At 63.0% G+C, this 24,240-nt stretch carries 27 protein-coding genes; 16 read left to right on the forward strand and 11 right to left on the reverse strand.

Features of this window, described 5'->3' with window-relative positions; genetic code table 11:
* Positions 1-2 precede the first annotated feature (2 nt).
* The 8 genes from NHF53_RS08715 to lpxB all read left to right on the forward strand — a co-directional run bounded on the left by NHF53_RS08715 (position 3) and on the right by lpxB (position 8,967).
* Entirely contained in the window at positions 3-836 is an 834-nt protein-coding gene (locus NHF53_RS08715) for a phosphatidate cytidylyltransferase (protein ID WP_252833848.1), read from the forward strand.
* A gap of 24 nt (positions 837-860) precedes the next feature.
* Complete coding sequence (gene rseP / locus NHF53_RS08720; protein WP_252833849.1) at positions 861-1,991, forward strand: RIP metalloprotease RseP; 1,131 nt, start codon at positions 861-863, stop codon at positions 1,989-1,991.
* 193 nt (positions 1,992-2,184) lie between these two features.
* Complete coding sequence (bamA, locus tag NHF53_RS08725) at positions 2,185-4,515, forward strand: outer membrane protein assembly factor BamA (RefSeq protein ID WP_252833850.1); 2,331 nt, start codon at positions 2,185-2,187, stop codon at positions 4,513-4,515.
* A gap of 50 nt (positions 4,516-4,565) precedes the next feature.
* Positions 4,566-5,630, forward strand: coding sequence for a UDP-3-O-(3-hydroxymyristoyl)glucosamine N-acyltransferase (gene lpxD, locus NHF53_RS08730; RefSeq protein ID WP_252833851.1), 1,065 nt, complete (start codon positions 4,566-4,568; stop codon positions 5,628-5,630).
* Positions 5,623-6,090, forward strand: coding sequence for a 3-hydroxyacyl-ACP dehydratase FabZ (fabZ, locus tag NHF53_RS08735; protein WP_252833852.1), 468 nt, complete (start codon positions 5,623-5,625; stop codon positions 6,088-6,090). Before lpxD ends, fabZ begins: the two co-directional genes overlap by 8 nt.
* Positions 6,087-6,902 (forward strand): acyl-ACP--UDP-N-acetylglucosamine O-acyltransferase, encoded by an 816-nt coding sequence (lpxA, locus tag NHF53_RS08740; protein WP_252833853.1) that lies wholly within the window; start codon positions 6,087-6,089, stop codon positions 6,900-6,902. The genes fabZ and lpxA overlap by 4 nt, the downstream gene beginning before the upstream one ends.
* A gap of 5 nt (positions 6,903-6,907) precedes the next feature.
* Entirely contained in the window at positions 6,908-7,786 is an 879-nt protein-coding gene (locus NHF53_RS08745) for an LpxI family protein (protein WP_252833854.1), read from the forward strand.
* Positions 7,783-8,967 (forward strand): lipid-A-disaccharide synthase, encoded by a 1,185-nt coding sequence (gene lpxB / locus NHF53_RS08750; RefSeq protein WP_252833855.1) that lies wholly within the window; start codon positions 7,783-7,785, stop codon positions 8,965-8,967. Before NHF53_RS08745 ends, lpxB begins: the two co-directional genes overlap by 4 nt.
* Before the next feature lie 27 nt (positions 8,968-8,994).
* Here lpxB and NHF53_RS08755 read toward each other — a convergent pair whose 3' ends face one another.
* Positions 8,995-10,194: a GTP-binding protein gene (locus NHF53_RS08755; RefSeq protein WP_252833856.1), complete on the reverse strand. Its 1,200-nt coding sequence runs from the start codon at positions 10,192-10,194 to the stop codon at positions 8,995-8,997.
* Positions 10,195-10,287: 93 nt separating this feature from the next.
* Entirely contained in the window at positions 10,288-11,253 is a 966-nt protein-coding gene (gene znuA / locus NHF53_RS08760) for a zinc ABC transporter substrate-binding protein ZnuA (protein WP_252833857.1), read from the reverse strand.
* A gap of 103 nt (positions 11,254-11,356) precedes the next feature.
* Between znuA and NHF53_RS08765 the strand changes: the two genes are divergently transcribed.
* From NHF53_RS08765 to NHF53_RS08775, 3 genes are read left to right on the forward strand one after another with little or no spacing between them, the layout of a single operon-like run.
* Entirely contained in the window at positions 11,357-12,283 is a 927-nt protein-coding gene (locus tag NHF53_RS08765) for a metal ABC transporter ATP-binding protein (RefSeq protein ID WP_252833858.1), read from the forward strand.
* On the forward strand, positions 12,276-13,085 hold the full coding sequence (gene znuB / locus NHF53_RS08770; protein ID WP_252833859.1) for a zinc ABC transporter permease subunit ZnuB: 810 nt from the start codon (positions 12,276-12,278) through the stop codon (positions 13,083-13,085). Before NHF53_RS08765 ends, znuB begins: the two co-directional genes overlap by 8 nt.
* Positions 13,086-13,107: 22 nt before the next feature.
* Positions 13,108-13,503 (forward strand): Fur family transcriptional regulator, encoded by a 396-nt coding sequence (locus tag NHF53_RS08775; protein ID WP_114363160.1) that lies wholly within the window; start codon positions 13,108-13,110, stop codon positions 13,501-13,503.
* A gap of 21 nt (positions 13,504-13,524) precedes the next feature.
* Here NHF53_RS08775 and NHF53_RS08780 read toward each other — a convergent pair whose 3' ends face one another.
* The 6 genes from NHF53_RS08780 to NHF53_RS08805 all read right to left on the reverse strand — a co-directional run bounded on the left by NHF53_RS08780 (position 13,525) and on the right by NHF53_RS08805 (position 18,756).
* Complete coding sequence (locus NHF53_RS08780; RefSeq protein WP_252833860.1) at positions 13,525-14,052, reverse strand: gamma carbonic anhydrase family protein; 528 nt, start codon at positions 14,050-14,052, stop codon at positions 13,525-13,527.
* 41 nt (positions 14,053-14,093) lie between these two features.
* Positions 14,094-14,357, reverse strand: a complete 264-nt coding sequence (locus NHF53_RS08785) for a hypothetical protein (RefSeq protein ID WP_252833861.1) — start codon at positions 14,355-14,357, stop codon at positions 14,094-14,096.
* 51 nt (positions 14,358-14,408) lie between these two features.
* Positions 14,409-15,842, reverse strand: a complete 1,434-nt coding sequence (locus NHF53_RS08790; RefSeq protein ID WP_374591172.1) for an SPOR domain-containing protein — start codon at positions 15,840-15,842, stop codon at positions 14,409-14,411.
* Between the two features lie 156 nt (positions 15,843-15,998).
* Entirely contained in the window at positions 15,999-16,796 is a 798-nt protein-coding gene (locus NHF53_RS08795) for a hypothetical protein (protein ID WP_252833862.1), read from the reverse strand.
* Positions 16,797-17,072: 276 nt separating this feature from the next.
* Positions 17,073-17,684, reverse strand: a complete 612-nt coding sequence (locus NHF53_RS08800) for a transglutaminase-like cysteine peptidase (RefSeq protein WP_252833863.1) — start codon at positions 17,682-17,684, stop codon at positions 17,073-17,075.
* Between the two features lie 460 nt (positions 17,685-18,144).
* Positions 18,145-18,756 carry a PilZ domain-containing protein gene (locus tag NHF53_RS08805; RefSeq protein ID WP_114363166.1) on the reverse strand — a complete coding sequence of 204 codons (612 nt, stop codon included), beginning with the start codon at positions 18,754-18,756 and terminating at the stop codon, positions 18,145-18,147.
* Between the two features lie 322 nt (positions 18,757-19,078).
* Here NHF53_RS08805 and NHF53_RS08810 point away from each other — a divergent pair, with 322 nt between their 5' ends.
* Positions 19,079-19,831 (forward strand): rhomboid family intramembrane serine protease, encoded by a 753-nt coding sequence (locus tag NHF53_RS08810; protein ID WP_252833864.1) that lies wholly within the window; start codon positions 19,079-19,081, stop codon positions 19,829-19,831.
* Between the two features lie 170 nt (positions 19,832-20,001).
* Complete coding sequence (locus NHF53_RS08815) at positions 20,002-20,436, forward strand: CBS domain-containing protein (RefSeq protein WP_252833865.1); 435 nt, start codon at positions 20,002-20,004, stop codon at positions 20,434-20,436.
* Positions 20,437-20,457: 21 nt separating this feature from the next.
* On the opposite strand, the gene NHF53_RS08820 is transcribed toward NHF53_RS08815, so the two are convergent.
* The 3 genes from NHF53_RS08820 to folE form a co-directional block, all read right to left on the reverse strand.
* Positions 20,458-21,417 carry a patatin-like phospholipase family protein gene (locus NHF53_RS08820; RefSeq protein WP_252833866.1) on the reverse strand — a complete coding sequence of 320 codons (960 nt, stop codon included), beginning with the start codon at positions 21,415-21,417 and terminating at the stop codon, positions 20,458-20,460.
* Positions 21,418-21,521: 104 nt separating this feature from the next.
* Complete coding sequence (hisI, locus tag NHF53_RS08825; RefSeq protein WP_252833867.1) at positions 21,522-21,983, reverse strand: phosphoribosyl-AMP cyclohydrolase; 462 nt, start codon at positions 21,981-21,983, stop codon at positions 21,522-21,524.
* A 28-nt stretch (positions 21,984-22,011) separates the two neighbouring features.
* Complete coding sequence (folE, locus tag NHF53_RS08830; protein WP_112689740.1) at positions 22,012-22,617, reverse strand: GTP cyclohydrolase I FolE; 606 nt, start codon at positions 22,615-22,617, stop codon at positions 22,012-22,014.
* Positions 22,618-22,895: 278 nt separating this feature from the next.
* On the opposite strand from folE, the gene NHF53_RS08835 reads away from it, so the two are divergent.
* From NHF53_RS08835 to NHF53_RS08845, 3 genes are all read left to right on the forward strand, one after another.
* Positions 22,896-23,342: an iron-sulfur cluster assembly scaffold protein gene (locus NHF53_RS08835; protein ID WP_252833868.1), complete on the forward strand. Its 447-nt coding sequence runs from the start codon at positions 22,896-22,898 to the stop codon at positions 23,340-23,342.
* Positions 23,343-23,344: 2 nt separating this feature from the next.
* A complete protein-coding gene (yidD, locus tag NHF53_RS08840; protein ID WP_252833869.1) occupies positions 23,345-23,728 on the forward strand; it encodes a membrane protein insertion efficiency factor YidD in 384 nt (127 codons plus the stop codon).
* Positions 23,729-23,792: 64 nt separating this feature from the next.
* Positions 23,793-24,212 carry a DUF2267 domain-containing protein gene (locus NHF53_RS08845; RefSeq protein ID WP_252833870.1) on the forward strand — a complete coding sequence of 140 codons (420 nt, stop codon included), beginning with the start codon at positions 23,793-23,795 and terminating at the stop codon, positions 24,210-24,212.
* The last annotated feature ends 28 nt before the right edge of the window (positions 24,213-24,240 follow it).

Raw genomic sequence — 24,240 nt, forward strand, 5'->3', positions numbered from 1 at the left:
CGATGGCCCAAGAACTCCGTCTTCGCATTTATTCGGCAATCGTCCTTGCCGCGATCGTGCTCGCCGCGACCTGGATCGGAGGTCTGGCGTTTCGCATCGTCGCCTCGGTGATCGGCCTGCTCGTCTATTACGAGTGGTCGATGATAACTGGGCTCGCAGAAAAGAGCGTGCGCGGCAACGCCTGGGGATGGTTTTCCGTCCTGGCCGTGATCGCGACGTTACTGCTGACCTCGGGCGAGATGACGGTTCCGCTCTTCGCCGGTCTGGTGCTGACGGCGGCATTGCCGGCAATCGCAGGGCGCTGGAGCTGGTGGCAGCCTGGCGGCATCTTCTATGCGGGCCTGAGCGCGATCTCGCTTTCGGCGATCCGCGGCGAGGATTCGCTGGGCTTCACGGCCATGCTCTTCGTCTTCGCGGTCGTCTGGGGTACGGATATCCTCGCCTATTTCGTCGGCCGGGCGCTCGGCGGACCGAAGCTCGCGCCCAAGATATCACCCGGCAAGACGTGGTCCGGTGCCATTGGCGGCACGGTTGCGGGTGTTGTTGGTGGGATTGCCGTCGCGCTCGCCTATTTCCAGAGCGTCGCGCTGTGGGTCCCGGCCGTCGCCTTTGCGCTCTCGGTGTCGAGCCAGATCGGGGATCTCTTCGAGTCCTTCATAAAGCGTCGCTTCGGCGTGAAGGACTCCGGACGGATCATTCCGGGACACGGCGGCATCATGGACCGCGTCGACGGACTTGTTTTTGCCTGTTTTTCGGCTTTCCTTCTGGCTGTCGGCTATTCGGCCGTCACCGGCGCCGGAATAGAATCGCTCGGCGGCTTCCTGCTCGGCCTCTGACGCAAACCATCAAAGGGAGCGGAAATGGATCAGATCACGGCGTTTTTCGGGTTCCTCACGGGCTATATCCTGCCCTATGTGATCATCCTGTCCCTGCTCGTCTTCGTGCATGAGATGGGTCACTATCTCGCCGGGCGCTGGTCCGGCATCCGCATTCTCGCCTTTTCCGTCGGCTTCGGACCGGAGGTCGTGGGCTTCACCGACAAGCACGGCACGCGTTGGAAGATTTCCGCGATCCCGCTCGGCGGCTATGTTCGCTTCTTAGGCGATGCGGACGCGGCAAGCCGTCCGGGCGGCGAACTGGAAGGCCTGAGCCCGGCGGAGCGCGAACAGACGCTCGCCGGTGCGCGGCTATGGAAACGGGCGGTCACCGTCGCCGCCGGTCCGATCGCCAACTTCGTTCTCGCGATCGTCATCTTTGCGGCGATCTTCGGCGCCTACGGCAAGCCGGTTGCCGATCCCGTGGTCGCCGAGGTCAAGGCAGAGAGCGCAGCCGAGGCGGCGGGTGTCAAGCCGGGCGACCTGCTGATCGCGCTCGACGGTTCCAAGGTGGAGACGTTTGATGACGTTGTCCGCTACATCACCATGCGGCCGGAAATCCCGGTCGTCGTGACCGTCAAACGTGGCGAGAGCCTCCTCGATCTCGACATGGTGCCGCGCCGGACGGTGACGACCGACCGCTTCGGCAACAAGATGGAAGTCGGCCAGATCGGCATCGTCACCAACAAGGACAGCGGCAATTTCCGCATCGAGCCGCTGTCGCCGCTGCAGGCCGTGGGCGAGGGCTTCCGCCAGACCTGGCACATCGTCACCGGAACCGTCGACTATATCGCCAACATGTTCGCAGGGCGGATGAATGCCGATCAGCTCGGCGGGCCGGTGAGGGTCGTGCAGGCGTCCGGCCAGATGGCCTCCCTCGGCGTTCTGGCGCTCCTCAATCTTGCGGCCTTATTGTCCGTTTCTCTTGGACTGTTGAATTTGATGCCAGTTCCGGTCCTTGACGGAGGCCATCTTGTGCTCTACGCGCTTGAGGCCCTGCGCGGGAAACCGGTCGGGGCGGCGGCTCAGGAAATTGCCTTCCGGATCGGTCTGGCGATGATCCTGTCGCTGATGGTTTTCGCGACGTGGAACGACATCAGCCGGCTGATCGGATGAGGCCGTCTTGAAAGGTAAGATACAATTTGTTTACGATGTTTCAAACTCGTAGTGGCGATTGGGTCACGGATACAAACGAAGTAAATAGAAATTAACGTCCACACTTGCTTGTAGGGTAAAACCCGTTAAAACCACTCACGGGCCGGAGTCGGCATACGGCTGCGGGACATTGGGAAGAAGGTTGGAAATACACATGAAGGCTGGTTCAAAGTTTTTGAACGCAGTATCGGCGGTCGCTCTGTCTGCTGGTGTTGTTTCATCTGGCGCAGGCGTTGCCTTTCTCGCATCGGCGGTTGTTGCCGAAGCGGCGGTTATTCAGCGTATCGATGTCCGGGGTGCCCAGCGGGTCGGCGTCGAGGCCGTGCGTTCCAACATCACCATCAAGCCGGGCAAGAGCTTCTCGAATGCGGATATCGATGAGTCCGTGAAGCGCCTTTACGAGACCGGCTTCTTCTCGGATGTCCGGATTTCCGTTTCCGGCGGCACGCTTGTGGTTTCCGTCGTGGAAAACAAGCTGGTCAATCAGGTGGTCTTCAACGGCAACCGAAAGATCAAGGATGACAAGCTGCAGACGGTCGTGCAGACCCAGTCGCTCGGTCCCTACAGCGAGAGCCTGATCGCAGCCGACATCCAGCGCATCAAGGAAGCCTATTCCGCGATCGGTCGCAGCGACGTCGAAGTAACGACCCAGGTCGCCGAAGTCGGCGAGGGGCGCGTCAATCTCGCCTTCGTGATCAATGAGGGTGAGCGCACCAAGATTTCCCAGATCAACTTCGTTGGCAATCAGGCCTATAGTGACGGTCGCCTTGCGTCTGTCATCCAGACGAAGCGTTCGAACATGCTGTCGTTCCTGACACGTCGCGACGTCTACAATGAGGACAAGCTGCGCGCCGACGAAGAGGCGTTGCGCCAGTTCTACTACAATCACGGTTATGCCGACTTCCGTGTCGTTTCCTCCGATGTGTCTCTGAACGAGGCAGGCAACGAGTACACGATTACGCTGACGGTCGATGAAGGTGAGCGCTACAAGTTCGGCGACATCAAGGTTGAATCGACCGTCGAAGGCGTCGATGGCGAAGAGTTGAAGCGTTACGTCGAGTCGCGTGCCGGCGATACCTACAGCGCCAAGGATGTTCAGAAGTCGATGGAAGCGATCTCGCGTCGCGTCTCGTCGGCAGGCTATCCGTTTGCTCGCGTCGTTCCGCGCGGCGACCGCAATTTCGAAAACAACACGATCGGCGTGACCTATCTCGTCGATCAGGGCGAGCGCGCCTACGTTGAACGCATCGAGATCCGCGGCAATACCCGGACGCGTGACTACGTCATCCGTCGCGAGTTCGACATCAGTGAAGGCGACGCCTTCAACCAGGAAACCATCTCGGCGGCCAAGCGTCGTCTTGAGGCGCTCGGATACTTCACGACGGTCAATATCTCGACCGCACCGGGCAGCGCTCCCGACCGCGTCGTCGTCGTCGTGGAGGTCGAAGATCAGCCGACCGGTTCGTTCGGGGTCGGCGCCGGCTACTCGGTCGGTGGTGACGGGTTCGTCCTGGAAGCGTCGATCGAAGAAAAGAACTTCCTCGGTCGCGGCCAGTTCATCCGTTTGGCGGCTGGCGGCGGTTTCCAGAATGCTCGCAGCTACAACTTCTCCTTCACGGAGCCGTACTTCCTCGGTTACCGTCTGGCGGCCGGTTTCGATCTCTTCAAGAGCTCGACGAGCAGCAACGATCACTACGATTACGACGAGAAGGGCGGTACCGTCCGCGTTACTGCGCCGATCACGGAAGATCTGGCGACGACGCTGAAGTACACCTACAAGGAAATCGATTACAGCGCGAGTGCTGCAGATAAGGCGTTGCTTTCGCTTCCCTATCAGGATCTGGTGAACGGCAGCCCGTGGAAGCAGTCGATCATCGGCAATACCTGGGTCTACAACACGCTGGACGACCGCATCATCGCGCGTGAAGGCATGTACCTGAATGTCACGCAGGAATATGCGGGCCTCGGTGGCGATTCCGACTTCTACAAGATCTACGGTCGCTTCCGTTACTTCCAGAGCCTGTCCGATGAGCTTGACATCATTGGGTCTGTTTCGCTGGCTGGTGGCCACGTGGTTTCGACCAACGGATCGCTCAAGGTCTTCGATCAGTTCATGATCGGCGGCAAGGATCTGCGTGGCTTCGAAAGCAGCGGTATCGGCCCGCGCATGGCAAATGGCGATGCGCTCGGCGGCACGACCTACTTCACGGCTTCGGCTGAGGCGAGCTTCCCGATGCCGGGCATCCCGCAGGACTTCAACCTGCGCGGCGCGGTCTTCGCCGATGCCGGTACGCTTTACGGCAATGACGTCGCCAACAGCGCTGGTGCAGTTGGCACGGACATGTCGTGGCGCGCCTCCGTCGGCGCCGGCATCGTCTGGGTGTCGCCCTTCGGCCCGCTGCGCTTCGACTATGCTGTCCCGGTCGTCAAGGAAGACTTCGACAAGGTTCAGAACTTCCGCTTCAGCATGGCGAACCAGTTCTGAGTTGAGTGCTCCCGGACTGCAGGCAGTAATACGTTCTGGGGCTATGGCTTATGGAGCATGAGTATTTTTTTCCGCCCCATGATGGCATAAGCTTGGCTTCGTTGGCTGCGCAGATCGGGGCGGAACTCGAAGACGAGAATCACGCAGATCGACTGATCCACTCCGTTTCGCCCGTGTACCGGGCGAAACGGGGGCAGATCTGCTATATCCTCTCGCGCAAGAACCGCGAGGAACTGCAGACCTGCGAGGCCTCGGCGATCCTGTGTGACAAGGCGTTGCGTTCTCTCGTCCCCGATCACATTCCCGTCCTTCTCACCAAGACGCCGCACACCGCCTTTGCGATGGCAGGTTCCATCCTGCATCCGAAGGCGATGCGGCCGCTGATGACGGCTGAAAAGGCGGAGGGCATTTCGCCGGCTGCGTTCGTCGATCCGACGGCAAGGCTTGAGCCGGGTGTCGTCGTCGAGCCGACGGCGGTGATCGGCGCTCACGTCGAGATCGGCAGTGGAACGCGGATCGGCGCCGGCGTGGTGGTCGGCGAGCATGTCCGCATCGGCCGGGAATGCTCGATCGCTTCCGGCGCGACCATTCTGGCGGCGCTGATCGGCAACAACGTCATTATCCACAACGGTGCCCGCATCGGTCAGGATGGTTTCGGCTATGCGCCGGGTCCGCGCGGCATGCTGAAGATCGTTCAGGTCGGGCGGGTCATCATTCAGGATCACGTCGAGATCGGCGCGAACACGACAATTGATCGCGGCACGATGGATGACACCGTGATCGGCGAGGGTACGAAGATCGACAATCTCGTGCAGATCGGTCACAACGTGCGGATCGGCCGTCATTGCGGCATTGTGAGCCAGGTCGGCATTGCCGGCAGCGCGAAGATCGGCGACGGCGTGATGATCGGTGGTGCCTGTGGCGTCAACGGACATATTACGATCGGCGACGGTGCACAGATCGCGGCGATGAGTGGCGTTCTGGCAGACGTGCCACCCGGCGAACGCTATGGCGGCGTGCCGGCTCGGCCGCTCAAGGATTATCTGCGCGAGGTGGCTGCGGCGCTCGGCCAGGCGGACAGCCGCGCAAAGGAGAAAGGGGGCAAGAATGACTGAAGACGCGAAGCCGACACTGGGTTCGGCGGATATCCTCGAGATCATGAAGCTGTTGCCCCATCGCTATCCATTCCTGCTCGTGGACCGGATCGTCGAGATCGACGGCGACAATTCCGCGATCGGCATCAAGAACGTCACGGCGAACGAGCCACATTTCACCGGCCACTTCCCTGAGGCTCCGATCATGCCGGGCGTGCTGCTCGTCGAGGGAATGGCCCAGACGGCGGGTGCGATCTGTGCGCGCAAGCAAGGCGAAGGTGGCAATCTCGTCTACTTCATGACGATCGACAACGCGCGCTTCCGTAAGCCTGTCGTTCCCGGTGACCGCGTCGAGTTCCACGTCGTGAAGCAGAAGCAGCGCGGCAACATCTGGAAGTTCCATTGCGAGGCAAAGGTCGACGGCGCGCTTGCAGCCGAGGCCGATATCGGCGCCATGATCATGCGCAAGGACGATAAATGAGCGGTATCGCAGCAAGCGCCGTCATCCATCCGCTCGCGGTCGTCGAGGACGGTGCGGTTGTCGGCGAAAACGTGAAGATCGGGCCATTCTGCCATGTCGGCCCGAAGGTCACGCTCGGCGACGGATGCGAGCTGCTGTCGCATGTCTCAGTAACGGGGCTTACGACCATCGGTCGGAATGCGCGGATCTTTCCGTGCGCTGTCATTGGCGGCGAGCCGCAGAGCGTGCATCACGAGGGCGAGGAAACCACGCTCTCGATCGGCGACAACTGCACGATGCGCGAAGGCGTGACGATGAACGCCGGCACGGTCGGCGGTGGCGGCAAGACCATCGTCGGTAACAACAACCTGTTCCTCGCCAATTCGCATGTCGCCCATGACTGCAGGCTCGGCGATCACATCATCCTGTCGAACAACGTCATGCTGGCGGGGCACGTCACGGTCGAGGACCGGGTGATCCTTGGCGGCGGATCGGCCGTGCACCAGTTCACCCGCATCGGCCGTCAGGCCTTCATCGGCGGGCTGTCGGCGGTCAGCTACGATGTCATTCCCTACGGCATGCTGAACGGCAATCCCGGCGTGCTCGGCGGTCTGAACGTTGTCGGCATGACGCGTGCAGGCGTCGAGCGCTCGGTGATCCACCGTGTTCGTCGCGCCTTCAAGCAGATCTTCGAAGGCGAAGGTTCGGCGCGCGCCAATGCCGCCGCCATTCGCGAGGAATACCTCGATTGCCCGCAGGTGATCGAGATCCTGGACTTCATCGCCGTCGAGAGTGACCGGGCGCTTTCCTCGCCCTTCCGCGGAAAGAACTGACGGCGATGTCCGCCCCTGCCGGAGAGCATGACGGTCGGCTGGCGATCGTCGCCGGCAGCGGCATGCTTCCGCATTTCGTTGCCGAGGCGGCGCGCGAGGCGGGCGAGGACCCTTTCATCTTCCGGCTCAGCAACGAATCCGACCAGACCTGGGACGGTTTCGACAGTGCGGTGATCGGCGTCGGCGACATGGCCGGGCTTTCCCGTCTCGTGAAGGCGAAGGGTATCGGCCGCGTGGTGCTGTCCGGTGGTGTCAAGCGTCGTCCGGCCTTTCGCGACATCCACGTCAATCTGCGTTCGCTGATGAAGCTGCCGATGGCGGTGAAGACCCTGCTTGCGGGTGGCGACGACGCGGTCCTGAAGATGGTGATCGCGCTGATCGAGGCGCAAGGTTGCAGGGTCCTCGGGGCACACGAAATCGCGCCTGATCTCCTTGCCTCTACGGGCCCGCTCGGCAGCATCAAGCCTTCCGGCGACGACATGCGCGACATTGCGCGGGCCGCCGAAGCCGCGGAAGCGCTCGGAAGGCTGGACGTGGGGCAGGGCGCCGTCAGCGTCGGCGGCCGCATCGTGGCGCTGGAAGGCGTCGAGGGTACGGACGCCATGCTGGCACGCGTGGCCCGGCTTCGCTCGGAGGGCCGTATATCGAGCTACCGCAAGGGCGTGCTTGTGAAGCTCTGCAAACCGCAGCAGGATATCCGGGCCGACTTGCCGGCAATCGGGCGTTCGACGGTGGAGAATGCCGCGAAGGCGGGGCTTGCCGGCATTGCCGTCGAGGCGGGTCGCGCTCTGATCATCGAACGAGCGGCGGTGCTGGAGGCTGCCGACGCCGCCGGTATCTTCGTCTGCGGGATTGATCTTGGTCTGCCGGGAGAACTGATGTGAGCGCGAGGAGCCTGAAGATCGCGGTCATCGCCGGCGAGGTCTCCGGCGATCTTCTGGGTGGCGATCTCGTGGCGGCGCTCAAGGCGCGGTATCCGGGTCCGGTGGAGCTGGTGGGTGTTGGCGGCGAGGCGTTGCAGGCGCAGGGCCTGAAATCGCTCTTCGATTTTTCCGAACTCTCTGTGATGGGACTGACCCAGGTTCTCGCGCGGCTTCCGCGGTTCATCAAGCTCATCTCGTGGACGGCCGAGGCGATCATCGCCGAAAAGCCCGACCTGCTGCTGATCGTCGACAGCCCGGACTTCACGCATCGCGTAGCGAAGAAGGTCCGCAAGGCACTGCCCGACCTGCCGGTCGTGGATTATGTCTGCCCGAGCGTCTGGGCCTGGAAGGAATACCGCGCTCGCGACATGCTCGCTTACGTCGACCGCGTGCTTGCGATCCTGCCGTTCGAGCCCGAGGTCATGGAGCGGCTCGGCGGTCCGGAAACCCGCTTCGTCGGCCACCGGCTCACCGCCTATCCGAAGCTCGTGGAGACGCGCGCCGCCCGCACTGCCGGAGGGGCTCCGGTCGAAGGGGCCACGCGGACGGTCCTGCTGCTGCCGGGGTCGCGCAAGGCGGAGGTCGCGACGCTCCTCCCGATCTTTGGCGAAGTCGTGCACCAGTTCGTCGAGCGCAACGGACCAGCGCGTTTCCTGCTGCCGGCCGTGCCGAAACAGGTGGAGCGGATCCGTGCGATCACCGATGCGTGGGCCGTGAAGCCGGAGATTCTCCTCGGCGAGGAGGACAAGTGGCGGGCCTTCGAAGCCGCCGATGCCGCGCTGGCCGCCTCGGGCACGGTCATCCTGGAGCTCGCGCTCGCCGGAATCCCGACTGTCTCGGCCTATAAGGCGGACTGGTTGATCACGTTCCTGAGGAATCGCATCAAGGTCTGGTCCGCGGCGCTACCGAACATCATCGCCGATTACCCGGTCGTGCCGGAATATCTGAACGATGCAGTCCGGCCCGGTCCGCTGGTTCGCTGGCTGGAGCGGCTTTCGGCCGATACGCTCGACCGCAGGGCCATGCTCGCCGGGTTCGACGAGGTCTGGGCCAGGATGAAGACCGAGACGGCGCCGGGTGAGGCGGCCGCAGCCGTGGTTCTCGATCTCCTGCGGCAGAGGGGTGTTGTCTCTTCGCTTTGAAACGGGCGTCCGTGGAGACGCGCGCCGCTACGCACGCGTCGCCCAGGAGGCGAACGGATCGGGCAGGTTGCGCCACGCCTCCGGCGTGAAACCGTCCGCAAGAACGAGGCAGTCGTCGAGTTCGGCGCGGATATCCTTCTCGCTCATGGGATCGCAACCGATGAAGACGAGTTCCTGCCGGCGGTCGCCCCAGACGGGATCGAGATAGGGCGTCATTGCGCGCAGGAAACCCGGGTCGTCCGGCCATTGTTTACGCGGCACGGAAGCCCACCAGAGCCCCATCCGACCGGTGCGGACGAGCGGCCCGGCCTGGCTGAGTTCGCCGACATGATGCGGCCGGGTTGCGAGCCAGAAGAAACCCTTGGCACGAATAACTCCCGGCCATGGGCTGTTGAGGAAAGCCTGAAACCGCGTCGGGTCGAAGGGCGCGCGCGCCTTGTAGACGAAGGAGCGGATACCGTATTCCTCCGTCTCCGGAATGTGGTCCTTGAAGCCGTGCAGTTCCTTGAACCACAGCGGATGCGTTTCGGCCTCGGCGAAATCGAAGAGCCCGGTTCCGAGGATGTCGCCCGGCGCCACCGCTCCGAAATCCGTTTCAATGATCCGCGCATCGGGGTTGAGCCCGGCGATGATCTTGCGGGCTGCATCGCGGTCTTCGGCGCTCGCGAGACCGATCTTGTTGAGCACGACCACGTCGGCGAACTCGATCTGCTCCACCAGCAGGTCGACAATGGTGCGCGCGTCTCCGGGGCCCGCCGTCTCGCCGCGGTCGGCGAGGAAGTCGGACGAGCTGTAGTCACGCAGGAGGTTCGCCGCATCGACCACGGTGACCATGGTGTCGAGCCGGGCGATATCGGAGAGGCTCATGCCGTTCTCGCCGCGGAATTCGAAAGTGGCGGCGATCGGCAACGGCTCGGCGATACCGGTCGCCTCGATCAACAGGTAGTCGAAACGTCCCTGCGCGGCGAGGTCGCGCACCTCCGTGAGAAGATCGTCACGCAGTGTGCAACAGATGCAGCCGTTGCTCATCTCCACCAACTGTTCGTCGGTGCGGGAAAGGGCGGCGTCCCCGCCGCGCACCAGCGCGGCATCGATGTTGATCTCGCTCATGTCGTTGACGATGACGGCAACCCTGAGCCCGCTGCGGTTCCGCAGCACATGATTGAGCAGGGTCGTCTTGCCGGCGCCCAGGAAGCCCGAAAGGACGGTGACGGGGAGCTTGTTCATTGGGTCTGTCCTGCCATTGATGATGTAATACTATAACAAGTTGAGCGCAAAAGAAGGCGGATGTCGCCATCCGCCGTCTTCAGTTTCTCCTGATTACATGGAAAGGCAGGCGACGAGCGAGGTCGCCATGGCGCGCAGGAGATCGCCATAGAGGGCCGGACCTTCGGCGAGAGCCCCGCCCGCAGGATCGAGCACGCCGGACTTTGCCGCCGTGCCCTCGGTGACGACGTTCAGCAGCTTCGGCTCGAACTGCGGTTCGGCGAAGACGCATGCCGCGCCGAGTTCGCCGATCTTGGCGTGTATCGCCGAAAGGCGCTCCGCGCCCGGCATCGTCTCGGGGCTCACGGTGACGGAGCCGGCGACGCGGACATGATAGCGGTTCTCGAAATATTGGTAGGCGTCATGGAAGACGACGAAGGGCTTGTCCTTGACCGGCGCGATGGTCGCCGCGATCTCCCGATCGAGCGCGTCGATCTGGTTGTCGAGCACTTCGGCATTCTTCCGATAAGCGTCGGCATTGGTCGGGTCTGCGGCGACAAGCGTGTCCCGGATCTCGGCGGCCATGGCCTTGGCGTTCATCGGGTCGAGCCAGAGATGCATGTCCGTGCCCCCATGCTCATGCTCGTCATGGTGTTCAGCTTCGCTGCCCACCTCGGCAGCATGGTCTTCGTGGTCGCCGTCATCATGGGCCTCGAAGGGGCCACCTTCGCGGAAGGGAAGCTTGACGAGCCCGGGTGCGTCACTCAGGGCGACGACCTTGGCGTCGCCCGGCAGCGCTTCGAGCGGCTTGTCGAGGAATGCCTCGAAATCGTGCCCGATCCAGAAGACGACGTCGGCATCCTCGAGCTTCTGCGCGTCCGATGGCTTCAACGAGTAGGTATGCGGGGAGGCGGCGCCGCCGACGATGAGTGCGGGCTCGCCCACACCTTGCATGATTGCGGCGACCAGCGAATGCACCGGCTTGACCGAAGCGACGACCCGAACCTCGGCTGCGGCGAGGGAGGGCATGACGAGCAGCGCGGCGACCGATGCTGCCGCGCGGAAGAGGCTTTGATTCATTTCGAGGCTCCTGCTTGCGAACGGTATGTAATGTTATTACATCAATTGCGTAATGCTATAACGTGTGTCATAGCCGTTCGCAACAGCAAAACGTCAGGTCACCATGCTTCATTCTGCCAAACCGGGCGGCAAGCCGCTCGTCAGTCTCTCCGGCGCCGGCGTTCGCCGTAACGGTCGCTGGCTCGTCCGCGGCGTCGATTTCACCGTTCACCGCAGCGAGATCGTGACCCTGATCGGGCCGAACGGATCGGGAAAGTCGACCAGCGCCAAGATGGCGATCGGTGTCTTGCGGCCGGACGAAGGGCAGGCGGTGCGCGAGCCGGGCCTGACCGTCGGATATGTCCCGCAGAAGCTCGCCGTCGACTGGACGATGCCGCTCACCGTGCGTCGGCTGATGACGCTGACTGGCAGGCTTTCCGAACGAGACATCCTCGAAGCGCTGGATGCCGTCGGCATCGCCCATCTTGCAGGTGCCGAGGTCCAGCACCTTTCGGGAGGTGAGTTCCAGCGCGCCCTGCTGGCAAGGGCGATCGCCCGCAAGCCCGACCTGCTGGTGCTCGACGAGCCCCTCCAGGGGGTGGATTTTGCCGGAGAGATTGCCCTCTACGATCTCATCACCTCGATCCGCAACCGCACCGGCTGCGGCATCCTGCTGGTTTCTCACGACCTGCATGTCGTCATGGCGGAGACGGACACGGTCATCTGCCTCAACGGCCACGTCTGCTGTCGCGGCACGCCGGCCCATGTCAGCCAGAGCCCGGAATATATGCGTCTCTTCGGGGCAAGGGCGGCCGGTACGCTCGCCGTCTATCGTCACGAACACGACCATACCCATCTGCCGGACGGGCGGGTACTCCATGCCGACGGTTCGGTGACGGAACACTGCTATCCCGGTGACGGCCATCACGGCCACGCGGGACACGATCGTCACGATCACGGCCATGACCACGATCATGACGGCGCCCATCAGCATGAGGCTGCCAGCGGCCCGGCCCACGGCGAAGAAAGAAGGGGCGACCGCCATGCTTGACGACTTCTTCACCCGCGCGCTGATCGCCGGCATCGGTCTCGCGCTGACGACCGGGCCGCTCGGCTGCTTCGTCGTCTGGCGTAGAATGGCCTATTTCGGTGATACGATGGCGCATTCCGCCCTGCTCGGGGTTGCCCTCTCGCTGCTCTTTTCGGTGAACCTGATGGCGAGCGTGTTCGCGGTCGCGGTCACGGTCTCGCTGGTCCTTCTCCTCCTGCAGCGTCGGCAGGCGCTTTCCGCCGATGCACTGCTCGGCATACTGAGCCACGCGACGCTCGCCGTCGGCCTCGTCATGGTCGCCTTCATGTCCTGGGTGCGCTTCGATCTCATCGCCTTCCTGTTCGGCGACATTCTCGCGGTTACGCCCACCGACATTGCGATCATCTGGGGCGGCGGCGCGGCGGTGCTGGCTCTTGTTGCCTGGCTCTGGCGACCGCTGCTTGCGGCGACCGTCAATCCCGAGGTCGCCGAGGCGGAGGGCATGCATCCCGAACGGTCGCGGCTGGCTTTCATGCTGCTGATGGCGCTGGTGATCGCGATTGCGATGAAGATCGTCGGCATTATGCTGATCACGTCGCTGCTGATCATCCCGGCGGCGGCCGCACGTCGCTTTTCGTCGACGCCGGAGACGATGGCCGTGCTCGCCTCGCTGATCGGCGCGCTTGCCGTCGCGGGCGGCCTGTTCGGATCGCTGACCTATGACACGCCGTCGGGACCGTCGATTGTCGTCGCGGCGACGGTCCTGTTTCTCGCAAGCCTGCTGCCCTTCAGGCTGCGGCGTGCGGAGACCACGGCCCGTTGAGAAAGTGAACCCGGAGGAGACCATGACCACACCGCAACTGACGCGCAATCAGTCTCTCGTCTTCGACACGCTCATGCGGTCGGAAGGGCCGATGTCGGCCTATACGATCCTCGACCGGCTGCGTGATCACGGGTTTCGGGCGCCTCTGCAGGTCTACCGTGCGCTCGAGAAGCTGGTGGAATTCGGGCTGGTCCATCGCCTCGAGAGCATCAACGCTTTCGTTGCCTGCTCCCATCCGGCGGAAGAGTGCTGCCGGCACGGCACGGTCGCCTTCGCGATCTGTAACAGCTGCGGCGGCGTCACCGAGTTTCACGACCACTCGATCGACCACCGGCTGTCCGAATGGGCCAAGGGACAACAGTTCAAGGCGGAGAAGACGACCATCGAGATCCGCGGTCTCTGCCGCCAGTGTAGCTGAGGGGAGGCGACAAGTGCCCCTTCAGAGAGGCCGCAGCTCGCGCGCAAACCGCTGCCAGTTGCGGACGTAGTTCTCGGCCGAGAGCCTGAGGCCCGCGGCGGCCCGCTCGTCGAGCGTGCGAACGATTCGCGCAGGCGAGCCGACGATCAGTGAATTGTCGGGAAATTCCTTGCCTTCCGTCACCAGTGCGTTGGCTCCGATCAGGCAGTTGTTGCCGATTTTCGCGCCGTTGAGCACCGTCGCCCCCATACCGATCAGCGAATTGTCGCCGATCGTGCAGCCGTGGATGATCGCGTGATGGCCGATCGTGCAGCCCTTGCCGATCCGCACCGGAAAGCCTGGATCGACGTGTACCATGGCGCCTTCCTGGATATTGCTGCCGTCGCCGATCACGATCGACTCGTTGTCACCGCGCAATACCGATCCGAACCAGATTCCGACGTCGAGCCCGAGTTCGACCTGGCCGATCACATGGGCATCCGGCGCGAGCCAGAAGCGGTCGGCGGCAGGCGTCTTCGGGACGAAGTTTCCGAGCGCATAAAGGGGCATTGCGGCACTCCGTGCTACCGGCTGGCGTTGGTTGCGTGGCTTCAGCGAAGTCTCAGTACCACCGGCGCGCGGCCTCCGGGTGCGCAGACATGCAGGTGGATGTTGGTTTCCGGCTGCGAGTAGCGCCAGGCGCGCGCGCCGTGGCAGAGGAGAAGACCGATCAGGTCCTTCGTCATCGACCTCTTCCGACCGAGATCGGCGATCCGCATCGCCGCCTCGTGGAGCGGATGCAACGTGTTACGGCTAGGCCTTCTCGCCTCTCCGCCATGGGGCGAGAGGCCGAAGCTGTTCTCGTTCGATGCCATGTCTGCTACCTCGTACTCACTACATTTCGAGGTGGCCTACGGGCGTCCTGCTTACTGCAGGGAAGCCCAACAGCCAAATCCTTTGCTCTTCAGCGCCTTGCACGCGTTCACGGCTGCCTTCTGGTCGGCGAACCCGCCGAAGCGTGCACGGTGGACCTGTTCGGAACCGCTGCCATAGGCGACGGTGAAGGGGGAGGCGGAACGCAATACCTTGCCGCCTTTGTCCTGCGCCTTGCGCAGAAGCTCCATTGCGAGTTTCTTGTCGGCCGCGGCACCGATCTGGATCACCCATCCCGACGGGGCCTTCGGGGTCGAAGCGGTCACGGTGTTGTCGATCTCATCGGTGGCAGGCGCAGGCGCCGCAACCGGTTCGAGAGACGCCTGCTCGTTCGTGACGCGGGCGGTCTTCAGGCTCGATTCCGGCATATAGGCAGGCGCGGGCTCGGGCACCGGAAGGCTGGCGGCTGCCGGAGCGGCGACGGCTTCCAGCGCAGGACTGGCGCTGCCCGTGCTCGCGTAGGCGGTCTGCATGCCGGCCGGTTCGTAACGGATTTCCGGAAGCGGGCCGCGCGAGGGAAGATCGACGGCAGACGCAGAAGCGGATGCCGCGGCCGCCGAAGGCTCTGCCGAGAGGGGCGCTTCCGGTGCGATGGTCGATTCGCTGCGGGCGACGACAAAATCGCCAGTGCCGGACCGCGAGGCCTTCGGAAGGTAGCGAAGCACGAGCTGCTTCATCGTCTCATTGCGCTTGGCGCCGGAAGAGGACCCCATGACGACGCCGACGATCGAGTGGCCGTCCGCCTGGGCCGACGTCACGAGATTGAAGCCGGCGGCACGCGTATACCCGGTCTTGATGCCGTCGACGCCACGAACGGCACCGAGCAGGCGATTGTGATTGCCGATCACCTGATTACCGAACTTGAAACTGCGGGCCGAAAAGTACCCGTAGTACTGCGGGAAATGCTGGCGCAGCGCGATACCGAGGCGCGCCTGGTCACGCGCGGTGGTCATCTGCGCGGTGTTCGGCAGGCCGTTGGCGTTGCGGTAGGTCGTCTTGCTCATGCCGAGGCTGCGGGCCTTGGCGGTCATCATCTTGGCGAAGCGGGCTTCCGAACCGCCGAGGTACTCGCCGAGGGCCGTCGCGATGTCGTTCGCCGAGCGGGTGACGAGTGCAAGGATCGCCTGCTCGACGGTTACCGAGCGACCGGCGCCGACGCCAAGCTTGGACGGCGGTTCGGCCGCGGCATTGGCGGACACCGGAACGCGGCTGTTCAGGCTGATCTTGCCAGAATTCAGGGCCTCGAAGGTCAGATAGAGCGTCATCATCTTGGTGAGCGACGCAGGGTAGCGCAGGCTGTCGGCGTTCTCGCTATAGAGCACCTTGCCGGTATTGGCGTCGATCACGATGCCGGCATAGGTCGGGGCCGCATTCGCCGGCGCGCAGACAATGAACAACAGCGCCGAGAAAGCCATGGCAGTCACCATCACCTTGCGTGCCGACGCCGAGAGGATGGAGGTCAAGCCTTGGAAATACCTGATATTTTTCACCGCGAAACTCTTCGTATGCTAACGACGACGAATTGAGCGCGCCCCCACGCGACCATTTCGCCAGAGCTTACGGCGGCAGCCTTACCAAGAGGTTTATAATGAATCATTTCTTGCCGGCTCATCTGCAATTTTAGTGAAAGCAGATGAAGACGCCGCCGAATGATCGAGATGAGAAGTGACGTAGGTGCGAACGGCCGTATCGATCGCGCTCCAGTCGGAGAGGAGGGCGCTCGAGAACCGGTAGAGGACGCTGAGGTCGCGGCCGACATGGATGTCCCTCTGGCAGTCGCCGCTGCTGGCCGGCGTTCCTTCGGGAGGGAGGATGCAGCGGACCGCGAAATCAGACTCTCCTGGGCGCTGGGCGGTGAGGAGGACCTCGTTGCCATATCCGGCATCGGACTTCAGGCTGTGCAGGGTAAGTCCGTGTGGCCCGTTTTCGGGTGGCCCCTCGAAAAGATGGCTGTAGATCGGCTCCACGCGTCCGGACATGTCGCGGGACATCGTGCTCTGCGACAGCTGTACGAAGATGAGTCCGTCAGGCTGGGTGACGTCGTCGAAGCGCGCGCGCAACTCACCGCGATACCCCGACATTTCCGGCCAAAGCAGGTAGAGATCGGCGCGTTCCGCGGGGCCGTCACGGCGCTGGGCCTCGAAGCGGATCGTGTTGGCGGTCAGGCGAAGCTGATCCTGCCCGATTGTTATCAGAAAGGCCTGCGTGCTGTCGCTGTGTCCCGCAAGTGCCAGTTCGGCACCCAGTCGTCGGCCGCCGAGATTGATCACAACGGAGAGCGCGGCAAGGACCGCGATGAGCGCGGTCGCCGTGTAGACGAACCGGTTGGATATCAGGGGCAGATGCTCGGAGGTTTGTCCAGGTGCAGCCGACTTCTTCATGTGACGTCCCGTCCGCCGGCAGTCGTTGATGCAGTCTGCTACGCGAGACCGAAGGGAAGGCCCGCCGACGTCGGTGGGCGGAGCATCACGCGCTGCGAATGATACAGTGCCTGAAGAAATAGTCGGATGATGGTTAATACCGCGTAAATGCAGCGGATGCGCTTGTGCTTTCGCCCGGAAGGCTAAAACCGGTCCCGCGGGGCACGGGACCGGCTTTTGGTTCGGTCAAGGGACGGGGTGGCGGAATGACCGAACCGTAAGCGCGTATCTGGCGCGTCAGTTCGAGCCGACGCTGCCGACCGCAGTCGCGCGACCGTCCTGCAGTTTGACCCAGCGGCCGGGATCGTCGGCCGATTGACGCTTCAGGTAAGTGTATTCCGTGTCCGACCAGAGCAATACCTTGTTGCGCATGTTGTCGAGAATGAAGTCGCCGCGGTCGGTGCGAACCGTCAGGACGGCGTGGCCTTCGCCGTTCGGCTGCAGGACGACCGTCATCAGGAGATCGGCCGGCGAGAAGCCGCGGTCAATAAGGAGCTTGCGCTTCAGGAGCGCGTAGTCCTCGCAGTCTCCGACCGAACGTGGGTAGGCCCAACGCTCCTCGACGCCATAGATCTCCTCGTCCGTCAGCGGTTCGATGGAGGTGTTGACGGTGTAGTTGACATCGAGAAGGGTTCGCCAGGCCTCCTCCGTCAATACCGCCGGACCGGTGTCGCCACCCTTGGCGCGGCATTCGTCCGGATAGCTCCGGCAGAACTCGTAATGCCCGATCGGCGGGTTCGCCTTGCCGACCACACGCATGTTGGACGGCATTGCCGCGGCCGGCAGCGCGATAGCGCTGCTCAGAAGGACCACCAGAACTCCAACACTCAGACTTGTTTTCTTGGTCATTTGTCGTCTCCCCGTGTTGGGAAGACAATGACAGGCGCGGTTTTACTCTGCGCAAAGATGCGAAGTAAAAATCGCCGATTACTTGAGTATAATTATGAGGAAAATAGAAGAAAATAAGAATAAATCTGTATTTGTATTTGATTATATTTTGCATAAAATTTTACATACTCTCACGTGCGCGGATGCAGGGCGTCATCCGCATGAGGCGCCAAGTGACTGAAAAGAAATAGAAATTCGTGAATTTGTGCCGCAGCTCCGGCTGTGACGGTTCCGACGATCACGCCGCGCAGGCGATGGACGCCTGCCGTCAAGCGATACCGGAAGCCGTCACGCGCGGAAAATCGAGGGACGCGAACGCCCCTTTCATGTTCAGGATTTCTTTAGCGTAATTGAAAGTGGTGAGCGCGCGGCGAAACCGGCGTGTTTCCTGGGAGGGGCAGCTCGCCGCGTCTCCGCGCGATTAGAGGAACTCGGTGAGAGCTTCGCGGGACTGCAGGGTGAGGAACTCGATCGCCACGCCCTCGACGAAATGTCGGACGACGCGGCCGCGCATGTTGCCCACGCGCACCGCCGTGCCGATCGGCGGGCGAATGTCGATGTCGATGGCAGCCCCCGAGAGCGACAGGTCCATGAGGCGGCACGGATAGCGCCGGCCGTCTTCGAGGACGAGCTCGGTGCGCGTCTGGCGTGGCGTGAGGCGATCGTGACGGCGATCCTCGGGCAGGCCGAGCTCGTGCTTGTTGGCGATCCAGGTGAGCTGCGCGGCGAGCTTCTCGCGCTTGCGGCCGGTCGCCACGATCGACATGACGAAGCCGTCCTCGGTCAGCTTGATGGTATTGCCTTCCAGGCGCCCGAGGTGGTCGATATAGGCGATGACCTTCTCGCCGGGTGCTGGACGGCCCGCACAAGCGAACCGCACGTCCCCCGGAGACATGTCGACAACCTGACAGACGTACTCGTCGTAGCTGGCGAGCATCAACCGTCCCTGAAGGCTGACGCTGACACGCTGGAACGCCCGACGCCCGGCGGGAGAAACTGCACTACCGGTCTGGGATGCCTGCGAAGTGAACATGGTGTCGATTCTTGGCGGTTCAGCTATGGTTAAATCCTTACCGCCGAGCGGTTAACAGAAAGTTTTGCGAGCGTTGTGCCAATCCGCAGCCAAGAGGTGAAACCGCCGCGGTTAATCTTGTTTTCGAAACTGGATTGCATGCTAACATTGCCTGTGGCACATCGTGCCCATTGATTTCGAAGGGTCTCCTTCGGCACCAACTGTCGAGCGCGGCTTTCCTGTGCATTCGATTGGCCGTCCGGTTATCAAGCCGGACGGCTTTTTTTTGCCCCTTGTCTGCTGTAAGGCTCCGATGGCGAGTGGTCACAGGGATGCGCCAGACATGGATGAAATGCCGAAACGGCCTTCGGGCGACGACTGGCCGGGTGGCGATTCAGCCGACGGTGGCGGGGCGCGCACGCCGGTCTTCAACATGCCGACCGGCATTCTGCTTTGCCTTGCGGGACTGGCCGCGATCTATTTCATCCAGTCGACGCTGTTGTCGCCGAATTCTGCCGAGTGGCTCGTCATAGAGTTCGGCTTCTCGCCGCTGCGTTACGTCTACGGCTTTTCCGAGCAGGGTTACGAATGGCTGTGGACGCCGCTGACCTATTCCTTCCTGCATGGCAGCCTTGAGCATCTCGCCTTCAATGGCCTGTGGCTTGCGGCCTTCGGCACGCCGGTGCTGCGGCGGATCGGCGGATGGCGCTTCGCAGCGTTGTGGGTGGTGTCGGCCGCCGGCGGAGCGCTGATGCACGCGCTCGTGAACTGGGGGCAGCCGACGCTGATGATCGGTGCGTCAGGGGTCATATCCGCACTCATGGGAGCGGCCTGCCGCTTCGCCTTCGGGCCGGGAAGATCGGTTCGTGTCCAGCCTGACCGGCCGCTCCCGAGACTTTCCATTCCCGCGGCGCTCCGTCAGCGGACGGTGCTGGTCTTCATCGCCGTCTGGCTCTTCGGCAATCTCGTGATTGCGATCGGGCTGCCGCTGGTGGGCGCGCTCTCCGGGGCGGTTGCCTGGGATGCGCATATCGGCGGCTTCCTCGTCGGTTTTTTGGGATTTGCCGCCTTCGACGGCCCGCAGCGGCGTGGCTGAACCGGTCTGACGATCGCAGAGGCGCAAACCCCTTGTTTGGCAGGGTTGGCCGAACCGTCGAACTTGTTGCAAACTTCCTTGAATAGGGGCACCATTTTCAGTGTTCCGTCGCGGCCGGGAGGGGCTGATGGCGGTCCATTGAATGCCAGCGATCTGGAAAAGGAGGAACCATGTCTGCAACGGTCAGGAGTATGCTCGAAGAGAAGGGCCGCAACGTCGTCACCATTGCGCCCGATACCACCCTTGCTGACGCCGCGCGCATCCTGGAGGAGAACCATATCGGCGCTGCCGTGGTTTGTGACGCGAAGGGAAATATCGCCGGAATCTTCACCGAACGTGACCTCGTTCGGGCCGTCGGTCGCAGCGGTTCGATCAGTCTGAGCCAGTCGGTCGCCGCCGTGATGACCAAGAACGTCCACTGCTGCAGCGAGGAGACGACCGTCAACGAGTTGATGGAGGTGATGACCGGGCGGCGTTTCCGTCACGTTCCGGTGGAGAAGGACGGCAAACTCGCCGGCATCATCTCGATCGGGGACGTGGTGAAGTCCCGCATTCGCGACATCGAGACAGAGGCGGAACAGATCAAGGCCTATATCGCCGGATAACGGGCCGCTGCCGCCGGCGGCTCAGCGGATGGAGGCTTCCTGCATCCGCTTGAGTTCGCCCAGGCGGAGCTTTGCCTCCTCATAGCCGCGGTCGATCGCTTCGCCGGCGCGGTGAAACTCCGAAAGGCCGATATCGTTGACGCGCGGTTGCAGGGCCAGATCCGGCGGGTCACCGGCAAGCCGGGCGCGCGAGATGCGATCCTGGATGATGTTGAAGGCCTGAACCATGACGCCGGTCATGCCGAGGCGGCCGTGATGCTTCCGCGGCTCTCCTTCGGGCGACGCGATTTCGCCGGCCTTGTGCTTGACGACGGCCGAGCGGCCGAAAAGGTCGTAATGGAGGTTTACAGCCATCACCAGCGGCTGCTCGTAGGCGCGGCAGACCGAAACCGGCACCGGATTGACCAGTGCTCCGTCGATCAGCGTGCGGTTGTTGCAGCGAACCGGTTCGAAGATGCCGGGAAGGGCGTAGGAGGCGCGCAGGGCCGTGATCAGCGGTCCGCCGTCGATCCAGACCTCATGGCCGGTCTTGAGCTCGCAGGCGACTGCGATGAAGGGCTTCGGCAGATCCTCGATTGCAAGCCCCTGCAGATGTTCCTGCATCCGCTTTGTGAGGCGCATGCCGCCGAGGAGGCCGCCACCGCCGATCGTGAGGTCGAGCAGGGATGCGATGCGTCGCATCGTCAGCGAGCGGGCAAAAAGTTCGAGCTCATCGAGCTTGCCGGCAAGATAACAGCCGCCGACCAGTGCGCCGATCGAGGTGCCGGCGATCATGCTCACTTCGACGCCTGCTTCGTCGAGCGCCCTGAGAACGCCGATATGCGCCCATCCGCGGGCGGCTCCGCCGCCGAGCGCGAGCGCGATCGGCGCCTTTTTCGGTGGTGAGGGAACAGGGCCGGGATCGATGACGATCGGCTCCTGGCCGCTTCCCTGCACGGGCCCCGCGGCAGACGGATTGTTCCTCGTATTCCAGTTCAGCATCTACGCACACCCTTGGCTGAACGCTCCCAATGCCTGGATTAACGCACCGGAGACTTACCAAACCGTTTAACGAAAGGGCGCCGATGTGTCGTCCTGGATCGAAGTCAGCCCTTTGATGCGTCTCCGTAGACTGCGTCCGGGTCGAAGTGCCGGCCGTGGTCGACGATCTCAAGTCGCGCTTCGCCGTCGGCCGATGTCGCACGCCTGTAGAAGCACGAGCGGCGGCCGGTGTGGCAGGTGGCATCATGTCCGGCGACCTCGACCTTCAGCCAGACGGCGTCCTGGTCGCAGTCGACGCGCATTTCCCTCACATGCTGGAGATTACCGGAGGTTTCGCCCTTCTTCCATATCTTGTTGCGGGAGCGGCTGAAATAGTGCGCGATCCCGGTTTCCAGCGTCAGGCCGAGTGCTTCGGCGTCCATGTGGGCCACCATCAGCAATTCGCCGTCGCGCGCATCGGTCACGACTGCGGTCACGAGGCCGTTGGCATCGAATTTCGGCGTAAAGGCACCCTCCGCCTCCAGCGCGCCCTTGTCTGCCGGGGGACGTTCGAACGTGATGGTCATGACCTGTCTTTCGGACGTGTTACGGGGGTCAACGGCCACGCACCATGGACATGAAGCGCGCCTGTTCGGCGGCGTTGTCCTTGAAGCTGCCGGTAAAGGTGGTGGTGAGCGTGGTGGAGCCGGATTTCTGGACCCCGCGCATCGCCATGCACATGTGCTCGGCTTCGACGAAGACAGCCACGCCGCGCGGGCTGAGGCCATGGTTGATCGCATCGGCGATCTGCGCGGTCATCGCTTCCTGCGTCTGCAGACGGCGGGCGAAGACCTCGACGATGCGGGCGATCTTCGAAAGCCCGAGCACGCGGCCGGACGGCAGGTAGGCGATATGCGCCTTGCCGATCACCGGCAGCATGTGGTGCTCGCAATGGGAAAAGAAGGGGATGTCACGGACCAGCACGATGTCGTCATAGCCGGCGACTTCTTCGAAGGTCGTGCCCAGCACGTCCTCGATGTCGGCGTCGTAACCGGCGAAGAGCTCGCTATAGGCCTTCACGACGCGCTTCGGGGTATCGATCAGCCCTTCGCGGGCGGGATCGTCGCCGGCCCAGCGCAGCAGCACGCGAACGGCTTCCTCCGCTTCCTCGCGGGTCGGCCGAGCGCTCTCCTGCGACAGTTTCTTGGCGAATGCGTCCATGCCTTCGGTCTCCCGGTCCGTCGACGGCCCGACGGAGTTTTGTGTTCTTCCAGCCTGTAAATGCGTAACTCGGCTCATGATGGCAAGCCCATATCTCTCGATTGTCCGTGGCCGTGCGCGACAAGGCTCTTGTTTTCTTTGGACCGCGTTTGCACTTCTTATATAGTGAGACCGACGCGGCATGTGAAGGAATGACGGTGCGACACACTGTTGCCGGGGCGTCGACAGTTGCCCGGAACGAGCCGCTAATAGCATCGCATTCTAAGGTTCGATAGCGCATGGACGACATTTACAACAGCAAGATCCTCGAATTTGCCGGCAATATCGCGCGGATCGGAACCTTGCCGGATGCCGATGCGGTCTCCGAAAAGCACTCCAAGCTCTGCGGCTCGAAGGTCAGGGTCTACCTGAACATGGATGGTGGCGTTGTCACCGATTTCGCCCATGAGGTGAAGGCCTGTGCCCTCGGTCAGGCGTCCTCCTCGATCATGGCGCGCCATGTCGTCGGCGCCACCGCAGACGAGATTCGCCGGGCGAGGGAAGATATGCTCGCCATGCTGAAGGCCGACGGCGATGGGCCGACGGGCCGTTTCGAGGACATGCGGTTCCTGAAGCCTGTGAAAGACTACAAGGCGCGGCACGCCTCCACCATGCTGACTTTCGACGCCGTGGTAGATGCAATCGACCAGATCGAGGCAAAACGGCCGGCCGCGGTGGCGGGCTGACGATGTGCAATGCTCCCGAGTGTGGCGGCGGTCACGATCATGAGCCGCCGGTGCGCCGCGGTCGCAATTGGTCCGGCCCCTTCGCCAGGACACCCGGCCGGCTCCTCGGCATGGGGTTCATCCGCCTTTATCAACTGACGCTCTCCGGCTTCGTCGGCAATTCCTGCCGCCACATGCCGACCTGCTCGGAATACGGCTACGAGGCGATCGCCCGGCATGGGCTCTGGGCGGGCGGCTTCCTGACGCTCTTCCGCGTCGGACGCTGCGGCCCGGGTGGTACCTGGGGCTACGATCCGGTGCCGGAGACGCTGGACGAGCGCTACGACTGGTGGGCGCCCTGGCGCTACTGGCGGGTGGGCCTGCACCGGTCGGACATAAGCCGTTGAGAGCGAAACACGGGGTGCGTCTCCACGGCTGACGCGTCCGCTGCGAGAGGGAGGAAACGACGTCATGACGGTTCCGATGGAATATCGGCAAGCCACAAGGGATTTCGAGAACTTCCTTGTTTCCGTTCGTGACCGCGCCGGCCTCGGCACCACCAACCAGGCCTTCACCATGGTGGATGGCGCGCTGCGCACGTTTCGCCGTCGCTTGGAGCCGGCGCAGGCAATTGCCTTCGCGCAGATACTGCCTGCCTGCCTTCGCGCGCTCTTCATTCGCGAGTGGGAGTTCGACGAACCGCGAAAAGCCTTCGGCACGAGGGAAGAGATGACGCGGGAAGTGAAGGCGCTGCGGCCAGACCACAATCTCTCGACCGAAAGCGCCATCGCGGATGTGGCGGCCGTTCTCAGGGAGACGCTCGGCGATGCGGTGCTGGATCAGGGCCTTTCCGGCCTGCCCGACGGGGCGAAGCAGTTCTGGTTCAGCTAGAGTATCCTTGCCTTGACCGACACGGATA

The organism is Ciceribacter sp. RN22 (assembly GCF_024054295.1).
GTDB lineage: Bacteria > Pseudomonadota > Alphaproteobacteria > Rhizobiales > Rhizobiaceae > Allorhizobium > Allorhizobium lividum.